Raw genomic sequence first — 17,343 nt, forward strand, 5'->3', positions numbered from 1 at the left:
AAGCGCTACCTAAAGTCCATCCCAGCATCTCTCAGTCATCTGCATCCACACAGGTCAGGCCGATGACGCAGCTTCACCATGAATGAGAACGCACAACAGCATGGCCTCACTCTATCGAAAATGGCTCTTTCGCATAGTGAATGCGATAGGACCATGTTTTCGATGTCGTCGGAGCGCGATGGGGATGACCCGCGAGTCACGAACGCCCGCCGATCCGGGAGCTGGTTGCACAGCGTCCGGCACTCTGCATCGGTCTCACTATGAGCCCGGCCGTCTGGTTGTTCTGACCGGGAAGGTTCGCCGGGGCGGTCGTCTGGGCGGTTGGATGCACGGTGACGTTCGCTTGGGCTGCTGGGGGTGTGGTGGCTGAGCTTGTCCGTGTGTGCAGGTTGACCGGCCAGGGGCGGAAGTTGCAGCAGATCGTGTGCCGGGGCAGCACCAGTTCGGTGCGCTGCTGGCGGCGATGATGCTGTTGGCCTGGGCCGGCGGGAACCGGGTGCCGGTGATCGCGAAGTTGGTGCAGGCCGGCGAGGACACCGTGTGGGGTGTGATCCACCGGTTCAATGAGATGGGCCTGGTCTGTCTGGCCCCTCGGTGGGCGGGAGGCCGTCCCCGCTTGCTCAGCCCTGATGACGAGGAATTCGTCGTGCAGACGGCTACCGCCCGCCCGGTCAAGCTCGGCCGGCCCTTCACCCGCTGGTCCGTCCTTGAACTCGCCGCTTACCTGAGGGAAGTGCACGGATGCGTCATTCGGATCGGCCGCGAGGCGTTACGGTGCCTGCTCGCCCGCCGCGGCGTCACCTTCCAGAGGACCAAGACGTGGAAGGAGTCGTCCGGCCCCGAGCGCGGCGTCGAGCTGGACCGCGTCGAGGAGATTCTGGAGCTTTTCCCGGACCGTGTATGTGCGTTGGACGAGTTCGGGCCGCTCGGCATCCGGCCCCCGCCGGGTCGTGCTGGGCCGAGCAAGCCCGGCCCGAGCGGCATCTGGCGACCTATCACCGCGCTGGCAGCGCTGAAGTCGATCCGCGCCGCCCGCTCAGAGGGTGCCCCGATCTACCATCCTGGACAGCCTGTCCGCCCACGAAGGCGCCTTCGTCCGCCGCTGGGCGAAGAACGGCCTCGGGACTGGTGGGCTCGCATCGGCTCCAGGTTCCTCCGGCTTCAGTGACCAGGCGGGTGGCTGTCTTGTCGTGGTAACCGAGTGCCTTCGCGATGACGGGGCCAGGGCCTGGAAGGACGAGTTGGCGGATCGCGCGGCTCCGCCGCCCGACGGGAGCGCTGAAGCCGGGCGTGTCTGTGCCCGTCACAGTGTCGTCCACCGGACGAGTGCAGGGCTTGACGCGCTGCGAGCCGCACTGACACAGATCGTCAACTGATTGATTCTCACGGATCTGGTCGCTGTCCTGGTCCTGCGTAGGGTTCCAAGGAGGCGGCAGTGCGGCATTTGCGCACTCGATCTGCTGCCGCGCCGAGTGTTCAGGTGCCCCCGCGAGAGAAGGAAACACACCCCTTATGCGCGCCCTTGTGGTCGATCACAGTGAGGCCGGACCCGTCCGGTTCGCCGATGTCGATGAGCCCGTACCGTCCATCGGCGAGGCGTTGGTGGAGATACGGCATATCGGTCTCAACTTCGGAGAGCTGAATTACGTGCACCAGTGGCCGGCCGGCGCTGTGCACGGTCACGACGCGGCCGGCATCGTGGTGCGCGCCGCATCCGACGGCTCGGGGCCGCCCGCAGGTACGCGCGTCGCGGTGGGAATGGCTCCCCACGCGTGGGCGGAGCGGGTGGCAGTCAGCCCCGCCTCGCTCGGCACCGTCCCCGAGGGCGTGGATCTGGCCGATGCCGCCGCGCTGGGGATCGCCGGCGTCACCCCGTTGCGGGTGCTGCGCAAGCGTTCCCTGCTGGCGCGCAACGTTCTGATCACCGGCGCCAGCGGGGGCGTGGGGCACTTCGCCGTCCAACTGGCGGCGCTTGCGGGCGCCCGGGTGACGGCACTCGTCGGTTCACCGGAGCGAGCCGCCGGACTCCGTGAACTCGGCGCCGACAAGGTCCTGACCGACCTGGCCGAGACCGGGGACCGGTTCGACTTCGTCCTGGACACGGTCGGCGGGCCGCTGGTGGCCCAGGCGTGGAGTGCCCTCGCCGAGGGCGGCACCATCCACCTGGTCGGTTACTCCTCGGGGCAGGAAACCACGTTCCCGCCAGGGGCTTTGTTCGGCTTTGGTGAGCCCCGCAGCATCGCCACCTACGGCGACATGACGCCGACCGGCGGGGAGTTGACGGACATGCTGGGCCTCATGGCCGCCGGGAAGCTCTCGGCGCCGGTCGGACTGCGGGGCGACTGGCAAGGCGTGGACGACGCCGTCCAAGCGCTGTTCGCGCGGAAGGTGCACGGAAAGGTCGTTCTTGACGTGACGTGAAGCTGTGGACCAGGACACACGCGCCGTCGGTGGGCGGTGCGCGGCGGTGGACGAGGATGGACTCATGGATGTGCTGGCGGAGGTCTTGCGTGTTTCGGGTGCGCGTAGGGCGCTCGGGGTCGTGCTGAAGGCCGGCGGAACCTGGGGCCTGTATCTGGATACCTCTCCGGGAGCGGCACTGCATGTGGTGTCCCGCGGCACCATGTGGCTCCACGTCACGGGCGAGAAACCTCTTCAGGTGCAGGCCGGAGACGCCGTCCTGGTGCCGCCGGGCACCGTACACGGGATAGCCGGCGGCGCCGGTGCGACGATGGGTCCCTGCGACCGGGAGGCGGCGGCCCGGTCTTTCGCCGATGGCCGAGCCCTGCGGCTGGGCTCGGCGCCGGTGCAGACGGAGGTGATCGTCCTGCGCTACGAGCAGGACCCGGAGGTGCGCACACCGGTGCTTACCTCCCTCGCCCGGCCGATGCACGTCACAGCCCTGGAGAACGCGCAGCTCAGAAAGGCCGTTGAACTTCTCGCTGCCGAGCTCGCACAGCCGCAGATCGGCACCACCGCCGCCGTCAACAGCATCGTCGACCTTCTGCTCGTCCAGTTCGTACGTGCCTGGCTGGCCCGCCATCCGCAGGAGCAGTCCGGCTCATGGCTGGGAGCGATGCGTGATCCGGTCGTGCGCGACGCCCTGGCGTGTGTCCACGCCCGACCGGGACACCCCTGGACCACGGAGACCCTGGCCGCCGCGACGAGCGTCTCCCGGGCGACGCTCTCCCGGCGTTTCCGGTCCGCCCTCGGACAGACGCCGGGCGCGTACCTGGCACAGTGGCGCATCGATCTGGCGTCCGTCCGGCTCCGTGATACCGATGAGCCCGTCGAATCGATCTCCGGCGCGGTCGGATACGGTTCTGCGCACGCTTTCAGCCGTGCCTTCAGACGTGCCAGAGGCACGGCCCCGGGCGAGTACCGCTCTCGACTTCGCAAGTGATCCGGCCTACTGGTGGGCTCTCGTATTCAACTGTTTCAACTGTCGCTGGTTCCCGGAGGAGCCCAGCCCGCTGGTGACCTTGTGTGATCCCCCGGGGCGTATCGGCTCCAGGTTCCGCCGGTCTTGTTGCGGAGTCGGCTGGTGGTTTTGTCGTGGTAGCCGAGAGCGTCTGCGACGGCGGGTGCGGGGGGTCGAGGAATTGCTGCCGGACAGCGGCGCCGCGTACGGGCGTGGTCGGGACTCCGGCTTTCCTCAAGAGCGCGGACAGGTGGTCGGGGCGGGCGGGCTGTCCCGACCGGCGGCCAGGGAAGAGCCGGCGGGGCGCGGGGTTGGTGGCGGTGTCATGGTGTCGCGGTTCGCGGTGTGCTCCAGCAGCAGGGCAGCGACCGGATCAGGGACGGGTGAGGCCGGTTCCCCGAGCCGTAGCAGCACGGTGTCGCCGTCCCGGATGACGTCGTCGACGCTGAGCCGGACGACGCGGCTCACGGGCTGGGCGTAGAGGAGCACGATGACTCCGGCGACGCGGAGAGGTATCGGTATCGCCGGATCGGTCAGCAGCCGGCCAAGGGCATCGAAGCGCTCGTCTTCGCTCAGTGCGGCCCGGCGGGAGATCTTCATCGTGGGGATGGAGAGAGAGCCTCGGCAGCGGCGGCTCTGCATGGCCCAGTTGAGGAAGGCTCTCCAGCAGGTGCGGGCATGTTCGGTGTTCTCGGCGAACCAGGCGTCGACGTCGGTCTGGGCGCATGACGCGAGGGTGCTGTTCCGCTCGCCGAGCCGTTGCAGGAACGCGGTCGCGTACTTGACCTGTTCGGCAGCGAACCGGCGGATGCTGGGCGTGGTGTGGCTCCTCTCGGCGCGGGTCCGCAGCCGGGGGGGCGTGCCGGGTCGCGAGGAGTCGGATCGTCTTGGCGTGCTCGGGCAGCCGTTGGTGCGGGGCGATGGTCATGATCAGCCTCCAAGTGCGGAATGCCTGACTGTGCGTCGGCGATGCCGGTCAGGTGGCCGGGAAGCCAGCGCTGGAAGGAGCAGAGGTACTTGTCGACCGCGGGCAGGGCTCCGCATGTCATCAGGAGTTCTTCCAGGTGAGCGGCGGCCCGCCAGGGCTGGAGCCCGTGGAAGGCGCCGTGGGTCAGCGGGATCTCGCCGAGGCCGGGCCGCCGCAGTAGCCGCGATGCGCTGCCCGGCTGGTCGCGGCGCATCTCCAGCCAGGCCAGGCCGCTTCTGGGCTTGTCCATCGCCACCAGTAGGTCGAACAGCGGAACTAGCGTGGGTCTGATGCGGCTGTCTCCGTCGTTCAGGAGCGCGGTGAGGCGGTCGGTGAGGGTGCAGCGTTCGCAGAGCCGTCCGCCCAGGAGCTTGCCCTCGAAGCCGCAGCGCCGCCACGTCCAGGTCCGTCTCCTGCTCCTCGACCAGCTCCAGCTCCTCGAACAGCACCTTCGCCGCCCGCGCGAGCACGCGTGACGCCTTCTCCAGCTGCGGCAGCGTCGACAGCCGCTCCTTCTCCGTCTTCCGCTGCGCGGTATTCAGCAGCCTCGTTGCCATCAGGACCTGGAACAGGTCCAGGGCTTCATCGATCGCCTTCGCCTCCAGGTGCCGTATCACCGCGGTGAGCATCGCCGTGCGCTGCGGCTCCTGAGCCCGTTCCAGCAGTGGCGCCTTCGACCCCAGCGCGTACCGGGCCAGCACCGCCATCCGGTTCGGCGGGATCTGCGACAGCCTCAACCTGCCGAGCCGGTACGCGCCGATCTCGTCCGCCCGCTCCAGCACGCGGGCGAACGCCGTCCCCCTCGTCCGCGTCGGCGGCCGGCGCAACCGCTCCAGCTCCGAGAGCCGGGAACCCTCCGGCGTCTTCAGCGTCGCCACCAGATCCCCCGGGCAGCGCCGGGTCCGCGCGGCGGGCGGCGCCCGCGACCGTGTCGTGCAGCCGCCTGTCCGCGACCTTCCGCACCTCCGACACCTGCCGGGCCAGCACGCTCACCCCGGGCAGCAGGACCCGGTTGCGGCGCAGCCAGCCCACCACGTGATCGAACAACGCCTTCGGACCCTCGGCGTGCGTCCACGCCCGCCCCTGCAGGAAGGTACGGAACCGCCTCGACCACTCCGCATCGTCGTACTCGTGGTACGCGTAGGCGTCCCTGATCTCCCACGCGTGCTCGTACGCCGTCTTCGGCCGCTCGGTGTACCGCTTCACCACCGACGGGTCCTCGACACCGAGCTGCGCGGCCAGGTACTCGACCACCGGCCACGGCGCATCCAACGGGTCGTCCGGGAGGAGGCGGCCGATGTAACGCACCGTGCACATCTGGAGTGCGAAGCCGAGCTGGTGGTGCGCGGAGCGCCGCCGGGCGATCAGATCGCGGTCGACGTCGTCCAGGAAGAAGAACCGCTCCAGCTCGGGGCGGGTCGGCTCCTCGGTAAACTTCCCGTACGCCTCGGCCTGCTCATCAGTCAGAAACCCCACCGGCACGGACGGACCGTAGCCAGCCCCGGCACCCGCCCGGCGCTCTTTCCACGAACCCCAACAGAGCCCCAGCCAGTGTGCTAACTGACCATGATCGTTCTCAGCGCCAACCGCTGTACCGATGTTCCCCGAGGCCAGCTACCAGGCCCTGCCCCGCTGGAGGGGCGAACACGAGATCACCTGCCTGGTACGCCGTCCCGTACGGCACCGAGACCGAGGTCGGCGTCGTGAAGGACTTCTCTGTGGGTGATGAGTGCACCAGCAGCGCAAGGCCCTACGAGCCGGTGAGCTGGAAGAGCGATACAAGGCGTGCTGGACGTGCCTGAGGCCGGGACTGATCTGGGAGCCGGGCGAGGAGGCATGGGAGAACAAGTCCTGCCGTCTTTCGGGTCTACCGGCAGGCCACCGGCAGGTCACCGGGCACCTCGCGCCACGGCGGGGCGCCAGGCGGGGTGAGGACGACGTGATGGTCCCGGACTGGAACTGTCCGTGGCTGCTCGACTGGCAGCGCCCCTACCGGTGCTCGCCGATCTGGTCGACGCTGACGGCGTCCTGCCATGCACCGTGCCGGGCGTGTCGTCTTCGAGGGTGACGAACCGGCACGTGGCAGTGGCGGCAGGAACCGGGCGCCTGGCGCAGCTGCTGCCCGAGCAGCGGAAGCAGCTGACCGGGCTGGGTGTGCGGGTGCCCTTCTCCTTGGCTGCCACTGGCCCCGGCGGGGCTCGCTTGCGGCGTTGACCGACGTAGTCGAGGGTCCGGGAAAGGCCGGAAGCAGGAGGACTGGCTCGGGCGGCGTTCCAGCGGGGTCTGGCCGCCCTGGCCCAGCAGGCGGAGAGGGAAGAGTGGCCTGTTCCGCGCAGCACGGTCGTGGAGATCGCGGTCGGCGGCGAGGCGGGGCGTGTGGCGGTGAAGCTGGGCGGGTGACGGTCGAACGCCAAGTTGAGGCGGGTCAAGCTCCTACGGAACAGGCCGCCCCCCACGCAGTGCTGGACATGGACGAAGCGGGCCAGGCACCGGCCGTTACGGCCATACCGGAGCCGCCGGCCGTGACCCGCACCGCCGGCGGCCGGCTCCGAAACCGTGAGCAGTGCAAGAGTGCCACGAGGAGTGTGCACGGGGCCCTCGACCGGGTGCACAGCCCTGGGGCAGATCCCCAAGGGCAAGAAGGTCTACCTCTGGGACACCCACGGCCACCACTGGCAGTACGTACGGATCGCCGACACGAACAAGCGCGGGTGGGTGGCCACGAAGTACATCGGAGCGTGACGGACACCGACCGCCGAGCGCGGTCGGTGAGTCCTGTCGCGCCCAGGATGAGCGAGCATGACCGGTATTACAGCAAGCCGTCCGCCGCCGCGGCCGCCGTGCACAACGCAGCCCACGCTCCGGCGGCCGCAGCGGCCTTGCGGCGGGCAGCGGGATCGGGAAGCTGAGTGCCGAAGAGCACCGCGTCGGAGAGGTCCGCCACCACCCGGCACACGGTCGCCGTGCGCCTCGCGGAAGTGTTCTTGGCGACCATCATGGCGGTGCCGATCGCGGCGTCCCGCGCCCCCATGGCTCGGACCAGCAACGCCGTCGGCGCCGGCACGGATCCGCCCCGCCCGGTCAGCTGACACGGCCGTGCGAGCCAGACCGGTCGCACCATGGTGCCCACACCGTAGGCGACGGTGGCCGCACCCGCCCATCGTGTCCAGCTTGCCCCCATGACCTTCCTCCTCATATCCGGGACGATGCCTTACCGGCTTCCCACCCTCCCCCGGACCACACCGCCTCGCACTTCGCCCCCGACGCACACCTGCCGGTCTCAGCCGCTCGCCTCCCGTGCCAGGTGCGGGAGAGCGGCGTGCCGAATTCCAGGGGGTGCGTGGGCGGATCCCCTGGGTGAGGATGAAGCTACGGACGGCCTGCCCGCCGGTCCCCTGCTGCGGGTGCAGGATCTCGCCGCCCATGCCATATAGAGCCTCGCTGACCATCGGGTTCATGGCTGTCTCAGGCCATGTCCACGCGCTTGTGTCTCAAATCGCGTGGCCTTTCCTCGCGAACGGCTTTGCCGGTCAGAGGGAACAGGTTGCGGGGTGCCCGTCGTCCGCTCTTCGCGTGGGCCCATTCGAGACGGGCCCCGATGGCGCCGAGGAGTTGGTCCGGGGTGCGGAGATCGCGATGTTCTTGCCGGATCTGGCTACTGGCCCAGTCACCGCACTCCAACTGAGCTTCGCCCCTGTCCCAGACGATGAGCATGGCGACATCGCCGTCGGTCTCCACCGTCATCCATGCGCTGGTCTTGGGCCGACCGTCATCAGGTGATCGTTGGATGTCACCCGTGACTCCGCGTGATCGCAGTTGCTCCTCGTTCTCAGCGAACGAGGTATGGAGCATCTTCGGCGACCTGGCCCTGGAGACATGAACTCACGGCCCCATTCCACCGACTGGCCGCACTACCCCGCCCCGCCAGCTGACCCGCCGCCGCCCACCTCGCCCCAAGGATCTCGGAGAAACCGACCCCGCGTCGGGCCCTGACCATGCTCACCACCCGACCCAGCCTCAAACAACCTCGCTCAGCCGCCCAGCAATCCAACTGAAACGGCGAGACTAGCCCGTCCCACGATCGACGTACCGGTGTAAAGCGGTGGTGAATCGCTGCATCCGTACAGCGCGCCGTTGCCGCCCTTATTTGCAGCACCATCGCGTGCCTGTGGAAGCGGTTCACCCTGACCGAGGACACGAAATCTGGCCTCAGCTGACGTAGGGCGATGGCGATTCCCAGACAATTCCTTATGCGGGGAGAACCGATGGGACGCCGCACAGCCGGGGTGCAGGGGGCGGAAGTTGCCAGGACCAGGCCCGTCTGACGCGTATCTGGGGCGTCCGAGCGGCCATAGGAATCGGTCAAAGGACAAGGCTGCGCCTTCGATACCTGCAACTTCCGGCCAGGCCGCGTAGCCCACTGGCGGTTCTCGATTGCCTCAGGACTGCCGCCGGGAGGGGATGCACTTGAATCGGGACTGGACCCGTGGTGCCCCAAATGTCCGTCGCTCTCGTGCACGGACAAATTTCACGCCACCCCAAAATCAAGGGCGCAGAACGCCGTTAGGCTGGTCTCAACGCAAAGGGAGCTCTGTCTCAACTCTGGTTCCTAGGCCAGACGAGTCGAGACGAGCCCCCTGCACGGTGCGAGTCCAAGCGAGCAGCCAGAAAGGGCACCGAATGAAGAGTAACGCGGAGGGCCGGGGCCGGCGCACCCCTGGCCGGAATCGTGGACCAGGCGCACCCGTCGTCATCTGCGCCGTTCTCTGAGTGCTAATCGGGGCCGGCCTCTCTACCTCGGATTCGAGGCCTTGCACGGCGCGGCCTACCAGGCAGGAAGCGGGCTGGTGACCGTGCTCATCCTCTGGGTCAGTGCCCGGCGCTGACCCCATCGCACTCCCGAACCAGCGGGCCCGTCACTCTCGGGGTGACGGGCCCATACCGTGCCGCAACGGGTCCGAGAGTTGACCGAAAGCAAGCCATCACCCGGCTCCAACAGACCGGCCCGGGCTAAGCGTTGTCCCGTAAGTGCTCTCTGAGCAGATTCCGGCATGGTGGGCTGCTGTGCAGCCGGGTGGTCTATCCGGCAAAGGCCAGATTGTGCAGGCGGGCGATGCCGAGCACGGCGTGGTGGACGCCGTCGCCTTTGAGGCGGCAGTCGCGGAGGACCTTCCAGGTCTTCATTCGATCGAATGCGTGTTCAACACGAGCGTGGACCTGCTTGTGGGGCTTGTTGTGGACCTGCTTCCAGTCAGGTGACTCCTCGCCCGTGCGGCGCCTATGGGATATGACGAGTCCGGTGCCCGGATATCCACCGTCGGCAATCGTCATCGTCGTGCCGACGGCAGTCTTTGCACCGGACTCCTCCCACGCCTTGCAGTCGTTTCGGTTGCCGGGCAGGGGCCGGCCAACCACCACGACAAGGCAGGTGCCGGCGTCGATGACGACCTGGTGATTGGTGGAGTACCGGTAGTTTTTCGACTGCTCGGCGACAGCGTGGTCGCGGGTGGGCACCAAGGTGCCGTCCACGACCAGGACGGTGCCCCTCGCGAACCGCTTGCGAGGCTGGAGGGCGAGCAAGAGACCGAGGTGCTCGATGATCCGGCCCGCTGCCGACTTGGACACCCAAACAGCAGGGCCAGTTGCCGCATGGTCAGGTTCGTGCGCCAGTAGACCGCGACCAGCAGAGCCCGGTCTTCCAGCGACAGACCCCGCGGCCGGCCCCGGAGGGCCGCATCCGCGCCCTCACGCCGCAAGACCGTCACCGGCTTCCCGAACTGACGCGGGCTCAGCCCGGTGAACGGGCCTATCCCAGACGACTCGACCGCCGTGATCACACCAGGTGCTGGACATCGACGAGTTGGACAATCCGGCCCGGATCCAAAGGCGGGACTGGCAGATGGCGACGGCCTGCGACGTTCCCCACCACCGTCGTCCGATCCATCTCGAATCCGGAGGTGCGGTTTGACCGGGTCCGATGCCGGGACTTTCCAACCCTCACGACATCGGTCCTGTCGGACAGTTCATTGCGCTGGCGATAGCGCTGTGATCGATCCGACCATCAGGCACCTGATCGGCGTCTGACGGAGGCTGGCCCTGCCTGGCGCAACGGCGTCGGCAGGGCCGCTCCTGTTCGTGAACTCGGCCGCCAGCACATCTCGCCGCTGGCCACAGTCGAAGGATCCGGCCAACAGAACCGTGCCTAACGTCCCTCACACAGCTACGTTGACCTGTAGCAACACCCGCGAACCCCGGATAACGATGCGGGCGGCCACGGGGCCGGTGGGCATCAGGCGACGGCCGGGCGCGGGGCGGCCCGGGGCGGTGTGCTCCTGGTCGTCGACGGGGCGGTGGCGGGCGGTCAGCGTGAGGATGTACGCGTTGCCGGTGCGGGTGAGCGCGGTGCTGGTGTCGATGTTGAGCGGCCCGAAGGAGGGCTGTTCGAGGGCGGCGCGGATGAAGTGCGGATGGTTCCCGAGTGCGGCTGTGACGGCGTCCCAGGCGTAGCCGCCCGCTCGACGTCGGGGTCCGGCGTCGCGGAACCAGACCGTCTCGTCGCCGGGCGCGGCTTCGCAGGGCGGTAAGCCGGCGTGCGATTGACCGGTCATATCTCCCCATCGACAGCTCGCCTCAAAGGGCCCCGTACGGACCGGTACCGCGCCGGAAGCCAAGCCGAGGCCCGTCCGGGTGTGATGCATAGGGCATGAAGGTCATCGAGCCACTGCGTCGGCGGGGGCGGGCGTGGCGCGGTCCGCAGGTTGCGTACCCCTCACCCATGTCGGGCAGAGACCGTGCCCGGGGCTGGGATCTAGTGGCGGAACACTGGGCCGAGATTGAACCAGCTTTCCAGAACGCGTAGTTGCAGACGTTGGGCCTCTATTAATCAATAGTCCAGAAGTGATTTTTGGGTGAAGGATTCGCCAAGATTATGTCAAGCGTGGTTATATTTCGCCGCTAACGATCAAGCGCGCTGTCGCCGGGGGGCACGTCCGAAGGCGACGTGGCGCGCTCTTGGGGAGAACCACGATGAAGAACACATTGCGTGCCAGCGGCATCGCGATGCTGACCGCCGGAGCAGTCTTGCTGGCCACGCCGAACGTCGCCGTGGCGGCGGGGCAGCCTGCGGCGGACGAGTCGGCCAGCGCGAGAGCCGAGGAAGCTCTCTCCGCTCTCGCGGAGTCAATGGAGGCACTGCAGGCCCATCCGATTTCGGAGGCGGAGAGCGTCGAAGCGGCGATGACGTCCGCGAAGGTGCAGGACCGGCAAGTAGAGGTCCTGCAGATGCGGACGGAGACCGACACCGTCTACGCCAATCCGGATGGGACCCTGACGCGTCAGACCGCTGCGGGGCCCATCCGGATGATCCGGGACGGTCGCTGGGTGGACGTGGATGTCGACCTGCGGCGGGAGTCCGATGGCGATGTGGTCGCCAAGGCACACCCGGAAGGTCTCAGGCTCGCGGGCAAGGGGGGTTCCCTGTCGCGCTCGCTGAAGGCCGCGGCGGCGACCCCGCAGGATTCGGCACGGGATTTGGTCTCGTTGGGCAGTGGCGCATCGCGTATCGCGGTGCAGTGGAAGGGCGGGCTGCCCGCTCCCGAGCTGTCGGGAAACACCGCGACCTATGCGAACGTCATTCCCGGCGGTGACCTGATCGTCGAAGCGACCCGCACCGGCTTCGAGCAGTACCTGAAACTGCGCCAGGCGCCGCGGGACGGCGCCCCCCTCTCGCTTCCGATCGTTCTGCCCGACGGCATGAATGCGATAGCCAACGCCGGCGGCGGCATCGACTTCGTGGGCGATTCAGGGCAGACCATTGCCGTCATGCCTGCCCCGACCATGTGGGACGCGCAGGTCGATCACCGCTCCGGTGAACACACCAACCGGCGCAAGGTAGCCATGGAGGTCACCCAGTCCGGGAACGTCGCACAGCTCACGCTGCGACCCGACACGCAGTGGCTGACCGACACGGCAACCCAGTACCCCGTCACCATCGATCCCGCGACGGACGCACTCGATGTCCTCTTCGACACGTTCGTGCAGGGTGGTGACACAACGGACCAGTCCGCGAACACCGATCTGAAGGTCGGCTGGCCAGGTGACTACGACGGCAGCACGAAGCGCGTCGCCCGGTCGTTCCTCACCTTCCGCACGGAAAACTTCTCCGATGCCCTGGTCTCCAAGGCGTCCCTGAAGCTGTGGAACTACCACTCCTGGTCGTGCGAGAAGCGCGGCTGGGAAGTGTGGGCCTCCGGAGCAGCGGACAAGAACACTCGCTGGACCAAGCAGCCGCAGCTCCTGGAAAGGATCGCCACCTCCACGGACACCAAGTCAGCAACCTGCAACAACGCCGGATGGGCCACCGCCGACATCACCAGGCTGGCTCAGACGTGGGCCTCGGCCAAAGCCGAGACCGGTTCCGTCGCGCTCAAGGCCGCTGATGAGTCCGACACGTACGCCTGGAAGCGGTTCTACTCGGCCAACGCCACCAACCAGGACCAGATCCCGACGCTGGAGGTGACATACAACTACCGTCCCCTCAACGGCGCCAACCTGCAGGCGGGTGCCCCGTTCATCTCCAGCGGCGGCATCTTCAAGGTGAACACCACCACGCCGGTCCTTCGATACTCGACCGTCGACCCCAACGGCGAGGACGAGGTCACCGGCACCTACGAGATCACGGACACGGCCACGGGCAAGGTCGTGGTGATGTTCAACGCCGCTCCTGCTCCCGCCAACAGCACCTCGCAGGTGACAGTCCCCGCCGGCAAGCTGACCACGGGCAAGACCTACAGCTTCCGCACCACCAGCTACGACGGCACCCACTACGCCAACGGATGGTCGGACCCGGTGCGCTTCACCGTGGACACTTCGTGGAAGCCGACGGCCGCCGAGAACACGCTGGGGCTTGCGAACACCTATTCCGACGCCGCCGACATCACCGCGGCAACGTCCTCGGACTCCACCTACGCCTCCATCGCGGTGACCGAGGAGAACGTGGTCTCCGTTCCCTGGGACGGCCAGAACAACGCCATCAACGTCCAGAACGAACTGATGCCCAACAAGCTGACCATCCCCGCGGCCAGCACCAAGGGCACCCAGGTCGGCGGAAACGTCGTCTACACCTCTTCCGGCCCCGTGGACACCGTGGTCCAGCCCACCGCCGACGGCGCCTCCCGCACCCTGAACATCCTCAAGAACAGCAGCGCCCCACACGACTACGAAACCGGCTTCACCATCCCCTCCGGGATGTCCGCCGTCACCCACGACGACGGATCCGTCTCGCTCTACGCCCCGGGCGACCAGGACGCCGAGAAGGCTCCCACCACGGACGCCGCCGGGTTCTTCGACGCCCCCTGGGCCAAGGACGCCAAGGGCAACGACATCCCCACCAGCTACAAGGTTGTCGGCAACAAGCTGGTGCAGCACGTCGAGTTCGACGCCAAGAGCGCCTTCCCCCTCGTGATCGACCCCTCGTGGTGGTCGACAACCAAGAAGATCATCAAGTGCTCCGCGGCTGTTGCCGGGTTCATCTTCACCTTCACGCCGGCCGGAAGCTCCAAGCGCGTCATCACAGCCGTCAAGCTGATCAAGAAGATCGGTGTCAAGAAGGCCGCAAAGCTCATCCAGACCTACGCCAAGCGACGCAAGCTGACCTCCGCCCACCGCAAGGCAGTGGCCGCCCTGCTCGGAATCCCCGCCGTCAAAAAGGCCTGCAAGTTCTGATTGGTAGAACACCAGTGATCGCCATAGCAACCGCCGTCGCGCAGATCATCGTGATCCTGCTGCACCGCAAGCGGACCTACGCAACAGCCAGAACCACCACGACACCCTGGGCCTACATGGCCGCATGCATGATCGCCTGCGCGGCAGGATGGCTCATCATCGGGCGACCCGCCATCGGGTGGGGAGACCTCTTCCTCACCCTCATGTTCGGGGTACTGCTCGGCTCGGAGACCGCAAAGGCGCTCGAGGAACTCTCCACCCGCCGCTGGGCAGCCTGGACAGCGGCTTGCATCTCCGGCATCGGCTCGGCCACCTGGCTCTCCCAAAGCCCCTGGCCCTTCACCTGACCCAGAGAACAACTTCCGCTACCACTTCCGCTCATCTCACCCCCAGGTGAAATGAGCATGTGTCACGCACGACGGCCACCGACGACGGCCTCGTGAACGAGGGCCCCGGACCATCAAGGCCCCGGGCCCTCACGCACGACCAGCCTGCGCACGGCTGTGCGCCTGTGGCTGCGCCACTTCTACCCCTGTACGGGGCAGGGTTTCTCTGTGCTTGGAGGCCTACAAACCCGTGGGAGAGGGTCCTGTGGCCAGGTGTGGAGCGGGGCCACCCGTACCGGACGAGGTCAGGTATCGACGACACTACGAGTTACCTGGTGAGGAGGGGCTGCTGGTCATGTGGTGCCGTCAACACGACACGACGGCTCCGCCTGGCGGCCGACCCTCTCGGCACGGGCCCGGCGCAGCTAGGAAGATGCATGCCATGGACATCGTGGGAGCGACGATCCACAGCGGTCCGGGGGCCGGTTACTCGGCGAAGGGCACTCTCCAGCGCAGCCAGACCTTCGACATGACCTGCAGCACCAAGAACTCCGCCGGCCACCGCTGGTACTACGGCCAGGTCGACGATGTGGTGAACGGCAAGGGCATGACCGGATGGATCTATTCCGCGGGCCTCTCCTAGAAGCTGCCTCACCGAGCGGTCCGGCCTGTCAGCTCACCGATCTCCGGAACCGAATCAGTGACGCCAGAGGAATCACAGCGAGATGTTCCGGAGAGCCAGAGCCCGCTCGCCTGCCGCCTCAGTACTGTGGCTTCGTATGACCGACACCGAGATCGAGATCACCGCAGACCTGGTCCGCGACCTGCTGCAGGAGCAGCATCCAGATCTTGCAGGGCTGGCCATCCGTGAGGTAGCGGGCGGCTGGGGCAACCAGATGTGGCGCCTCGGGGACGAGTTGGCTGTGCGCATGCAGCGCATGGACCCCACCCCGCAGCTCCAGTTCAAGGAACGGCGGTGGCTACCGGTACTGGCCCCGCGTCTGCCGCTCCCGGTACCGACCCCGGTGCGGTCCGGCGAACCGTCCAAGCGCTTTCCCAAGCACTGGACCGTGATGACATGGGTTCCCGGCGAGCCGCTGGACCACAGCTCCATCAGCCGCGGCACCCACGCGGCCGACACGCTGGCGGGCTTCCTGCGGGCACTCCATGTTCAGGCGCCCGCCGAGGCGCCGGCCGCTACGGACCGCGGTACCCATCCCAGGAACTGCACGGACGGCTTCGAAAGCTTCTTCCAGGCCGCTGTCCCCGGCGACATCGCTGCCGATGTCCGCGCCGTCTGGGACGACGCCGTTACGGCCGATGCGTGGGAGGGCCCGCCCGTGTGGGTGCACGGCGATCTCCATCCCGCGAACGTCGTCGTCTCGCACGGAACGCTCTCGGGCATCGTCGACTTCGGTGACCTGTCCGCCGGCGATCCGGCGTGGGACCTCGCCGCCGCGTGGGTACTGCTGCCCGCAGGCACCGCCTCACGGTTCTTCGACACGTACGCGCACGCGGACCAGGCAGCGATCCGGCGTGCACGCGGACTGGCCGCTATGAAAAGCCTCTTCCTGATACTCATGGGCCACAACGGAGACCGGGGCCTTCCCGGCGGCAAACCCCACTGGGGCCCCGCGGGCCGGGCAGCACTTGACCGTGTTCTGGAAGGCATTTGACACACACCTCTGAAAACCGGTTCTCGCTCTTGACTGAAGCCCGTGCGACAGCCCGCCCTCGTGGGTTCATCGATCACCGACGTGTGGTGGGGATGCCACGGCCGTAGGGTGCCTGTGGCCCCGGCCGGGCCACCACCCCGACATCTGCCGCACGTACGACACCCTCAAGCCCAAGGAACCCGCTTCAACCGCCCTGCTGCTCCGCTGCGCCCAGCAGCCCGCTACGCTCTCCCCGCTCACCGCCAGCCACACATCACCCACTCGACCTCGGCATCCTCCTCCAGACACCACAGGTCCGCGGCGGCAGAGCACAGGGGGGCGAGGGCCGAGCACAAGGCCACCACACACAGAGGGGCCAAACGCGACACACCCGGCCTCGCAAACCCCACCCCGGCCGAGACCCGCCGCCTGCCGGCAACTACCCACCGGCGGGGCGGGCCAAGCCGAACGGACACCACAGCAGGGCGGGCCGGCAACAGCGCCCGGCGACAGCCGACCCGAAGGCCGGCATATCGAGCAGCGGGCGCAGCCGCAGCGTCGTGGTGGAGCAACCGCAGCGTCGCGACGTCGTGGTGGAGCAGCCATTCACCGCCTTCGAAAGGAGTGTGCAAGACCATGCCCCGCCTGAAGACTCGGCAGAGAGGGCGCCGCGGCACATGGCTCGAACTGGTCGAATCACCCCTGCGGGCCGCCGCGAGAAGGAATAGAGTCAACTCATGAGTCTGACGCCACGATTGATCGTCCCGGACCCCGACACCGCCGCGACCTACTACCAGAAGGCCATGGGTGCGGAGGAGGTCTTCCGCGCCCAGGACGACGGGGGCCGCGTTATGGTCGTCGTCCTGCAGGTCGGCGGTTCCCCGCTCTCCCTGTCCCCGGCGGTGCCTGAGTGGGGCTGGCTCTCGCCCGACGACGTCGGCGGCTCCCCGGTCCTGCTGGAGGCGGAGTTCACCGACCAGGACGCCGTCGCCGAGCGGATGGCCGCCGGAGGCGGCACCGTGGTCGTACCGGTGGAGAACCGCCCGTACGGCAAACGGGAGGGACGCATCCGCGACCCGTTCGGTCACCTGTGGATCGTCACCGGCGAGTTGCGCTGATACACCGGTCGGGTGGGCGGCGACCGCCGGCGGCTCCTCGGGGCCTCCCGCACCGTCCGTCGAGGTCGCCCATCACCTTCCGAGCGGAGCCCGAAGTCGGCTCGTGGCCTCCGGGGCCGGTATGACTCCTTGC

12 protein-coding genes and 3 pseudogenes are annotated in these 17,343 nt (G+C 67.8%); 9 read left to right on the forward strand and 6 right to left on the reverse strand.

What is annotated here, in order from left to right; all coding sequences use genetic code 11:
* Window positions 1-362 precede the first annotated feature (362 nt).
* From ACFXBC_RS23190 to ACFXBC_RS23200, 3 genes and pseudogenes are all read left to right on the forward strand, one after another.
* Window positions 363-1,112: pseudogene (locus tag ACFXBC_RS23190) on the forward strand (helix-turn-helix domain-containing protein); the annotation flags it as partial.
* A gap of 400 nt (window positions 1,113-1,512) precedes the next feature.
* The gene (locus ACFXBC_RS23195; protein WP_385027548.1) at window positions 1,513-2,421 is read left to right on the forward strand and encodes a zinc-binding dehydrogenase; all 909 of its coding nucleotides are present in this window, start codon (window positions 1,513-1,515) and stop codon (window positions 2,419-2,421) included.
* A gap of 64 nt (window positions 2,422-2,485) precedes the next feature.
* The gene (locus tag ACFXBC_RS23200) at window positions 2,486-3,403 is read left to right on the forward strand and encodes a cupin domain-containing protein (protein ID WP_385027551.1); all 918 of its coding nucleotides are present in this window, start codon (window positions 2,486-2,488) and stop codon (window positions 3,401-3,403) included.
* A 252-nt stretch (window positions 3,404-3,655) separates the two neighbouring features.
* Here ACFXBC_RS23200 and ACFXBC_RS23205 read toward each other — a convergent pair whose 3' ends face one another.
* Both ACFXBC_RS23205 and ACFXBC_RS23210 read right to left on the reverse strand, forming a co-directional pair.
* Window positions 3,656-4,021: a hypothetical protein gene (locus tag ACFXBC_RS23205; protein WP_385027554.1), complete on the reverse strand. Its 366-nt coding sequence runs from the start codon at window positions 4,019-4,021 to the stop codon at window positions 3,656-3,658.
* A 753-nt stretch (window positions 4,022-4,774) separates the two neighbouring features.
* A pseudogene (locus tag ACFXBC_RS23210) lies at window positions 4,775-5,870 on the reverse strand (DUF4158 domain-containing protein); the annotation flags it as partial.
* 1,101 nt (window positions 5,871-6,971) lie between these two features.
* Here ACFXBC_RS23210 and ACFXBC_RS23215 point away from each other — a divergent pair.
* Window positions 6,972-7,130, forward strand: a complete 159-nt coding sequence (locus ACFXBC_RS23215; RefSeq protein ID WP_385027557.1) for an SH3 domain-containing protein — start codon at window positions 6,972-6,974, stop codon at window positions 7,128-7,130.
* Window positions 7,131-7,197: 67 nt separating this feature from the next.
* Here the strand turns inward: ACFXBC_RS23215 and ACFXBC_RS23220 are convergent, their stop codons facing one another.
* The 4 genes and pseudogenes from ACFXBC_RS23220 to ACFXBC_RS23235 all read right to left on the reverse strand — a co-directional run bounded on the left by ACFXBC_RS23220 (window position 7,198) and on the right by ACFXBC_RS23235 (window position 10,996).
* Window positions 7,198-7,569: a hypothetical protein gene (locus tag ACFXBC_RS23220; protein ID WP_385027560.1), complete on the reverse strand. Its 372-nt coding sequence runs from the start codon at window positions 7,567-7,569 to the stop codon at window positions 7,198-7,200.
* Between the two features lie 284 nt (window positions 7,570-7,853).
* Window positions 7,854-8,132: a hypothetical protein gene (locus ACFXBC_RS23225; protein ID WP_385027563.1), complete on the reverse strand. Its 279-nt coding sequence runs from the start codon at window positions 8,130-8,132 to the stop codon at window positions 7,854-7,856.
* Between the two features lie 1,335 nt (window positions 8,133-9,467).
* A pseudogene (locus tag ACFXBC_RS23230) lies at window positions 9,468-10,225 on the reverse strand (transposase).
* A 375-nt stretch (window positions 10,226-10,600) separates the two neighbouring features.
* The gene (locus tag ACFXBC_RS23235; protein WP_385027566.1) at window positions 10,601-10,996 is read right to left on the reverse strand and encodes a hypothetical protein; all 396 of its coding nucleotides are present in this window, start codon (window positions 10,994-10,996) and stop codon (window positions 10,601-10,603) included.
* 418 nt (window positions 10,997-11,414) lie between these two features.
* Between ACFXBC_RS23235 and ACFXBC_RS23240 the strand changes: the two genes are divergently transcribed.
* The 5 genes from ACFXBC_RS23240 (at window position 11,415) to ACFXBC_RS23260 (ending at window position 17,210) form a co-directional block, all read left to right on the forward strand.
* Window positions 11,415-14,111, forward strand: coding sequence for a DNRLRE domain-containing protein (locus ACFXBC_RS23240; RefSeq protein WP_385027569.1), 2,697 nt, complete (start codon window positions 11,415-11,417; stop codon window positions 14,109-14,111).
* Window positions 14,112-14,125: 14 nt separating this feature from the next.
* Window positions 14,126-14,458 (forward strand): hypothetical protein, encoded by a 333-nt coding sequence (locus ACFXBC_RS23245; protein WP_385027572.1) that lies wholly within the window; start codon window positions 14,126-14,128, stop codon window positions 14,456-14,458.
* 421 nt (window positions 14,459-14,879) lie between these two features.
* Window positions 14,880-15,080: an SH3 domain-containing protein gene (locus ACFXBC_RS23250; RefSeq protein WP_385027575.1), complete on the forward strand. Its 201-nt coding sequence runs from the start codon at window positions 14,880-14,882 to the stop codon at window positions 15,078-15,080.
* Window positions 15,081-15,216: 136 nt separating this feature from the next.
* Complete coding sequence (locus ACFXBC_RS23255) at window positions 15,217-16,113, forward strand: aminoglycoside phosphotransferase family protein (RefSeq protein ID WP_385027578.1); 897 nt, start codon at window positions 15,217-15,219, stop codon at window positions 16,111-16,113.
* Between the two features lie 716 nt (window positions 16,114-16,829).
* Complete coding sequence (locus ACFXBC_RS23260) at window positions 16,830-17,210, forward strand: VOC family protein (protein ID WP_385027581.1); 381 nt, start codon at window positions 16,830-16,832, stop codon at window positions 17,208-17,210.
* Window positions 17,211-17,343: the final 133 nt, after the last annotated feature.

This window comes from Streptomyces sp. NPDC059398 (assembly GCF_042751845.1).
GTDB lineage: Bacteria > Actinomycetota > Actinomycetes > Streptomycetales > Streptomycetaceae > Streptomyces.

Coding starts and splice junctions, on each gene's coding strand:
- ACFXBC_RS23195 (WP_385027548.1), top strand. CDS start 1,513: ATGCGCGCCCTTGTGGTCGATCACAGTGAGGCCGGACCCGTCCGGTTC.
- ACFXBC_RS23200 (WP_385027551.1), top strand. CDS start 2,486: ATGGATGTGCTGGCGGAGGTCTTGCGTGTTTCGGGTGCGCGTAGGGCG.
- ACFXBC_RS23205 (WP_385027554.1), bottom strand. CDS start 4,021: ATGAAGATCTCCCGCCGGGCCGCACTGAGCGAAGACGAGCGCTTCGAT.
- ACFXBC_RS23220 (WP_385027560.1), bottom strand. CDS start 7,569: ATGGGGGCAAGCTGGACACGATGGGCGGGTGCGGCCACCGTCGCCTAC.
- ACFXBC_RS23225 (WP_385027563.1), bottom strand. CDS start 8,132: ATGACGGTGGAGACCGACGGCGATGTCGCCATGCTCATCGTCTGGGAC.
- ACFXBC_RS23235 (WP_385027566.1), bottom strand. CDS start 10,996: ATGACCGGTCAATCGCACGCCGGCTTACCGCCCTGCGAAGCCGCGCCC.
- ACFXBC_RS23240 (WP_385027569.1), top strand. CDS start 11,415: ATGAAGAACACATTGCGTGCCAGCGGCATCGCGATGCTGACCGCCGGA.
- ACFXBC_RS23250 (WP_385027575.1), top strand. CDS start 14,880: ATGGACATCGTGGGAGCGACGATCCACAGCGGTCCGGGGGCCGGTTAC.
- ACFXBC_RS23255 (WP_385027578.1), top strand. CDS start 15,217: ATGACCGACACCGAGATCGAGATCACCGCAGACCTGGTCCGCGACCTG.
- ACFXBC_RS23260 (WP_385027581.1), top strand. CDS start 16,830: ATGAGTCTGACGCCACGATTGATCGTCCCGGACCCCGACACCGCCGCG.